This is a genomic window from Streptococcus sp. (assembly GCF_019414905.1).
GTDB lineage: Bacteria > Bacillota > Bacilli > Lactobacillales > Streptococcaceae > Streptococcus.
The window spans coordinates 1-5910 of sequence record NZ_DXLC01000127.1 but is presented as its reverse complement, the minus strand read 5'-3'; the positions used below and the strand labels follow the sequence as shown (position 1 = coordinate 5910).

4 protein-coding genes are annotated in these 5910 nt (G+C 42.3%); 1 reads left to right on the top strand and 3 read right to left on the bottom strand.

Features of this window, described 5'->3' with window-relative positions; genetic code table 11:
• Positions 1 to 79: 79 nt before the first annotated feature.
• The gene (locus tag QZ359_RS03800) at positions 80 to 1717 is read right to left on the bottom strand and encodes a hypothetical protein (protein WP_293960485.1); all 1638 of its coding nucleotides are present in this window, start codon (positions 1715 to 1717) and stop codon (positions 80 to 82) included.
• Positions 1698 to 2447: an ABC transporter ATP-binding protein gene (locus QZ359_RS03795; protein ID WP_203175946.1), complete on the bottom strand. Its 750-nt coding sequence runs from the start codon at positions 2445 to 2447 to the stop codon at positions 1698 to 1700. The genes QZ359_RS03800 and QZ359_RS03795 overlap by 20 nt, the downstream gene beginning before the upstream one ends.
• Before the next feature lie 178 nt (positions 2448 to 2625).
• On the opposite strand from QZ359_RS03795, the gene QZ359_RS03790 reads away from it, so the two are divergent.
• Positions 2626 to 4080: an alpha-amylase gene (locus QZ359_RS03790; protein ID WP_293960478.1), complete on the top strand. Its 1455-nt coding sequence runs from the start codon at positions 2626 to 2628 to the stop codon at positions 4078 to 4080.
• Positions 4081 to 4169: 89 nt separating this feature from the next.
• On the opposite strand, the gene alaS is transcribed toward QZ359_RS03790, so the two are convergent.
• A partial coding sequence (gene alaS / locus QZ359_RS03785) for an alanine--tRNA ligase (protein WP_293960475.1) occupies positions 4170 to 5910 on the bottom strand: 1741 nt, incomplete at its 5' end.

Here is a 5910-nt window from a genome sequence, read left to right as displayed (position 1 = left end):
TTTTTTTGCTAGTTAGAAGTGACTTTTTGCTCAGCCTCATTTCTTTTTATAAAATTTATCAAGCAAGCGACCAACTATCTCATCTTTTTTCTATTTCTGTCAATATGCGTGACAGGTAGTAATGATAGCCAAAAATAGCAAGACCAAGCAAGAGGATAAGAACTCCTACTCCCAAGCTGATGGCAAGGACAGGGGCGAGAGACCGAACCAAGAACAAACTTGCTATGACTAAAATCATTAAGATAACACTATAAATTAAGAGTAAAACTATTGCTACTATACGATTTGAACGGTTCACCAGGTCCGTAATACTACTCCAATTGGTTGACAGATTTTTTACGTCCTTAAGGTAATGGTGGCAAGAAAGGATGACACTGGCAAGGATCCATACCACAAGGAGGTAAATCATCGAAAGGATGGGCAAGCCTAGATATAGAGAAAGGCCAAGTAAAGTCAGAACTGGTAAAAAGGACTGGACAGCAAATATAATCCAAAATTTCACTTTCACATAACGAGCAAAGTCAAAGGGTAAACTCTTAAGAAAATCAACATTTTCCCTCTCCAAGGACAAGGCAATTGAATGCAGGCTGGTGATATTGTTATTGACAACTGCTATAAAGAGAGCTATAAAAAACAAGGGTAACCAGTATGGAGGATGAATGTCTGGAACTATCTGAGAATCTCGGATGTTGGAAATCAGACCGATCATCATGAGATAAGGAAGAAAAGCACTTGTAAAAAGCACTGTAATCACGCCAGTCCCCTGTCCCAAGAGGGTGAGGTGGTAGCGTAAAACCATACGGAAAAATCCCTTTTTATTAGTAGTTGAAATTCTCTCCTTGCTGCGACGTTCTTTTTTGACCTTCTCCTCACTATTAAGTAGGATCACGTCATAAAAATGAGGAAGAACCTTCTTTTTGGTCAGGTAAAGCAAGAAGACAGTTAGAGTTATCCAAGCGAGCAAACCCAAGATGGCTTCTGTCGAAAAAGGCTCCACTGCTATTTTGTAAAAGATATGAAGAGGATAAAGGAGAAATGGAATGTCTCTAACTTTGTCAACAATACTTCCAAAAGTCGACTGTAGAAAGAGGACAAATATTAAAGGTATGAGAACTCCTATTCCAATCATCACATTGGCAAAAATAGACTGATACTTTCTGAAGACCCTAGTCTGAGCCAAGAAATGTACTGCCACTACCATCACTAAAGTAACAGAGACAAATAACAAGGCCAAGGACAGCAGCATCAAAGGCAAGCCCAGCCAAAGAGAAGGAGCTAGCCTAATATAGAGGACTAGAAAATAAGCTAGGATTGGTACAATTCCAGCTAGAGCTGGCAAGAGAACAGACAGTCCTTTAGCAATTATAATCTCTGATTCTTTAAAGGCATAGGGCCTATACGATGCCAAGTCCTTACTCTCATAAAAGACATTGTAAAAGGCAGTGAAAGAAGTTGAAAAGGCAAGCACCAGTAAAATAGCAATCATGCTACTAAAAAAACTTGGCCTTTCCTCAAAAGGAAAACGAAAGGCTATATTTATAAACATGATGAGCATCAAGAGACTGGAAAAAATGTAAGAACCTAGGACTCTAGCGGAAACATTTACTTTTTTCCCAGGATTTTTAGCTTGCTTCTTTCGTAGGTTAGCCAGATTAGCTTCTTGAGATGAATAGAGGATATTGATATCAACTAATTTTTTAATGACCTTGAGACGCATCTGAAACCTCCTCTTTTCTACCAGCAAGGCTAAGGTAGATACTTTCCAAAGACTGGTCTGGGTGGTCTTTTCTCAAGTCCTCTACCCTACCACAATAAATCAAATGCCCCTTTTTCAAAATGGCAATCCGATCACAGACTTGCTCGGCCACCTCTAGGACATGGGTTGAAAACAAGACTGTCTTGCCTTTTTGTGCATGTTCCTTCATCATCTGCTTCAAATCAAAGGCAGCCTGGGGATCCAAACCAGTCAAGGGTTCGTCCAAGACCCAAATATCAGGATCAGACAAGAGTGCTCCGATGACAAAGACTTTCTGACGCATTCCGTGAGAAAGGGTTTCAATAACCTGATAGCGATTTTCAGCAAAATCAAAAACACTCAATAGCCTAGCTAGACTAGACTCCAAGTCAGAGCTAGTTAGATCATAGGATGAAGCGATCAATTCCCAAAATTCATTGGCCGTTAAACGTAAAAATAAGTCAGGCGAGTCTGCAACGTAGCCAATCTTTCGTTTGATCGCCAAGCGATTTTCCGATAAATCCTGACCGTCTACCAAAATACGACCACTGCTAGGCGAAATGATACTGACTAAGGATTTTATGGTGGTCGATTTTCCAGCCCCATTATGGCCAATCAAGCCCATAATCTCCCCATTTTCAATCTGCAGATTGAGATTGCTCAAAGCCTCTTTATCACCATACAACTTACTAACATTTTGAAATTCAATCATGGGATGACTCCTATCTTTATCTATATTACATACTGTTATACTAGCACTTTGATACAAAAAAATCAATACTTTATTTTAAGTAGTTAAAATAGTTTCTTTCTATCTTATGCAAACGTTGGCGCTAACCAATACTTTATGATAGAATAAAGAACAAGATTGACAAGTAAGAGGAAACATCATGCAAAATCAAACACTCATGCAATACTTTGAATGGTATCTGCCCCACGATGGTCAGCACTGGACGCGTCTGGCTGAAGATGCTCCACACCTAGCTGATCTAGGTATCAGTCATGTCTGGATGCCACCAGCTTTTAAGGCAACCAATGAAAAAGATGTCGGCTATGGGGTCTATGACTTATTCGACCTAGGAGAGTTTAACCAAAAAGGTACTATCCGCACCAAGTATGGTTTCAAAGAAGACTATCTTCAAGCCATTCAAACCCTAAAAGCACAGGGAATCCAGCCTATGGCCGATGTGGTACTCAACCACAAGGCTGCAGCCGATCACATGGAAGCCTTTCAGGTTATTGAAGTGGATCCTGTAGACCGTACAGTTGAACTTGGGGAACCCTTCACCATCAATGGCTGGACTAGCTTTACCTTCGATGGTCGCCAAGATACCTACAATGACTTCCACTGGCACTGGTACCACTTCACAGGTACAGACTACGATGCGAAACGCCGTAAGTCTGGGATTTATCTGATTCAAGGAGACAACAAGGGCTGGGCTAACGAGGAATTGGTCGATAATGAAAACGGCAACTACGACTACCTCATGTATGCCGACCTAGACTTTAAACATCCTGAAGTCATCCAAAATATCTATGACTGGGCTGACTGGTTCATGGAAACGACTGGTATTGCTGGTTTCCGTTTGGATGCCGTTAAGCACATTGACTCTTTCTTTATGCGCAATTTTATCCGCGATATGAAGGAAAAATACAGTGAGGATTTCTATGTTTTTGGTGAATTTTGGAATCCAGACAAGGAAGCCAATCTGGACTATCTTGAAAAAACGGAAGAACGCTTTGACCTTGTCGATGTTCGTCTCCACCAGAATCTCTTTGATGCTAGTCGAGCAGGTTCAAACTATGACCTTCGTGGTATTTTCACAGATAGCTTGGTTGAACTCAAGCCTGACAAGGCTGTGACTTTTGTCGACAACCACGATACACAACGAGGTCAGGCTCTTGAGTCTACCGTTGAAGAATGGTTCAAACCAGCAGCCTATGCCCTCATTCTATTGCGCCAAAATGGCCTTCCATGTGTCTTTTACGGCGACTACTATGGAATTTCAGGGCAATATGCTCAACAAGATTTCAAAGAGGTCCTTGACCGCCTCCTAGCCATCCGAAAAGATTTGGCCTATGGAGAACAAAATGACTACTTTGATGATGCTAACTGTATCGGTTGGGTCCGTTCAGGTGCTGAAAATCAATCCCCAATCGCAGTCTTGATTTCAAATGACCAAGAAAACAACAAGTCAATGTTTGTCGGCCAAGAATGGGCTAACCAAACCTTTGTAGATTTACTTGGCAACCACCAAGGTCAAGTTACAATTGATGAGGAAGGTTATGGACAATTCCCAGTCTCAGCTAGATCCGTAAGTGTCTGGGTAGCCAATACTATCTAATAGCTCATAATAACCCAGCCAGGTCCAAACGGATTTGGCTTTTTTGTAGTCATAAAAAGACCTACCCAAATGGATAGATCTTTACTTGATTACAATTTACCTGCTACTGCATCCAACAATTCTTGGATTTTAGCTTGATTGCTTCCTCCTGCCATGGCCATGTCTGGTTTACCACCACCACGTCCATCGACGATTGGTGCCAATTCTTTGACAAGGTTTCCTGCATGAAGGTCTTTTGTCTTGCTTGCTACAAGGACATTGACTTTGTCACCGATAGCGGCAACTAGGACAAGAAGATCAGAGTAGTCTTTTTGTTTCCAGTTATCTGCAAAAGTACGAAGGGCACCTGCATCTGATACAGAAACTTGACTAGCAATGTAACGGTGACCATTGACTTCCTTCACATCCTTGAAGATGTCGCCTGCGGCTGCAGCTGCGGCTTTTTCTTTCAACTCAGCATTTTCTTTTTGCAATTGACGAAGTTGTTCTTGAAGTCCTTCTACCTTGTGAGGTACTTCTTTAAGTTGAGGTGCTTTCAAGGTTGCTGCAACAGCTTTAAGAGCGTCCTCTTGTTCACGGTAGGCTTCAAAGGCTTCCTTACCAGTCACTGCCAAGATACGGCGAGTTCCTGATCCGATCCCTTCTTCTTTGACAATCTTGAAGAGACCAATTTCAGAAGTGTTGCCAACGTGGGTACCACCACAAAGCTCGATAGAGTAGTCACCGATAGTAACAACACGAACTTCCTTGCCGTATTTCTCACCAAAGAGGGCCATAGCTCCCATTTCTTTGGCAGTGTCAATATCCGTTTCAACTGTCTTCACTTCAAGAGCTTCCCAGATTTTCTCGTTGACTTGCTGTTCAATCGCACGCAATTCTTCAGCAGTCACAGCTTGGAAGTGGGTAAAGTCAAAACGAAGGAATTCGACTTCGTTAAGAGATCCTGCTTGTGTCGCATGGTTTCCAAGAATATTATGAAGGGCAGCGTGAAGCAAGTGAGTCGCAGTGTGGTTTTTCATGATACGGTGACGACGATTGGTATCGATTGCCAGCGTATATTCTTGGTTCAAGGCAAGCGGTGTAAGAACATCAACAGTGTGAAGGGCTTGTCCGTTTGGTGCTTTTTGAACATTTGTCACAGTAGCCACAACCTTACCTGACTCATCCAAGATTTGTCCGTGGTCAGCGACCTGTCCACCCATTTCAGCGTAGAATGGCGTTTCCGCAAAGATAAGAGAGGCAGTTCCTTCTGATACAGCTTCTACTTCTGCATTGTCAGCCACGATAGCTACCAATTTAGAAGACAATTGGCTAGCATTGTAGTTGAAGACACTTTCTACAGTGATGTTTTGAAGGGTTTCATTTTGCATACCCATTGAGCCACCCTTGACAGCTGAGGCACGCGCGCGCTCTTGCTGTTCTTTCATGGCTGCTTCAAAACCTTCACGGTCTACAGTCATACCAGCTTCTTCAGCGATTTCTTCAGTCAATTCAACTGGGAATCCATAAGTGTCATAGAGTTTAAAGACATCTTGACCAGCAATGACAGATTGACCTTTTTCTTTCAAGTCAGCTACGATGCCTTGGGCAAAGTGTTGACCAGAGTGAAGGGTACGAGCAAATGATTCTTCTTCGCTCTTAACGATTTTTTCGATAAAGTCACGTTTTTCAAGTACTTCTGGGTAGTAGCTTTCCATGATTTTACCAACAGTTGGAACGAGTTTGTAAAGGAAAGGCTCGTTGATACCCAATTTTTGACCATGCATAGAAGCACGACGGAGAAGACGGCGAAGGACATAACCACGTCCTTCATTTCCAGGAAGAGCACCA

Excerpts from the sequence above, each read along its gene's own strand:
- QZ359_RS03800 (WP_293960485.1), bottom strand. The coding sequence starts at position 1,717 with ATGCGTCTCAAGGTCATTAAAAAATTAGTTGATATCAATATCCTCTAT.
- QZ359_RS03795 (WP_203175946.1), bottom strand. The coding sequence starts at position 2,447 with ATGATTGAATTTCAAAATGTTAGTAAGTTGTATGGTGATAAAGAGGCT.
- QZ359_RS03790 (WP_293960478.1), top strand. The coding sequence starts at position 2,626 with ATGCAAAATCAAACACTCATGCAATACTTTGAATGGTATCTGCCCCAC.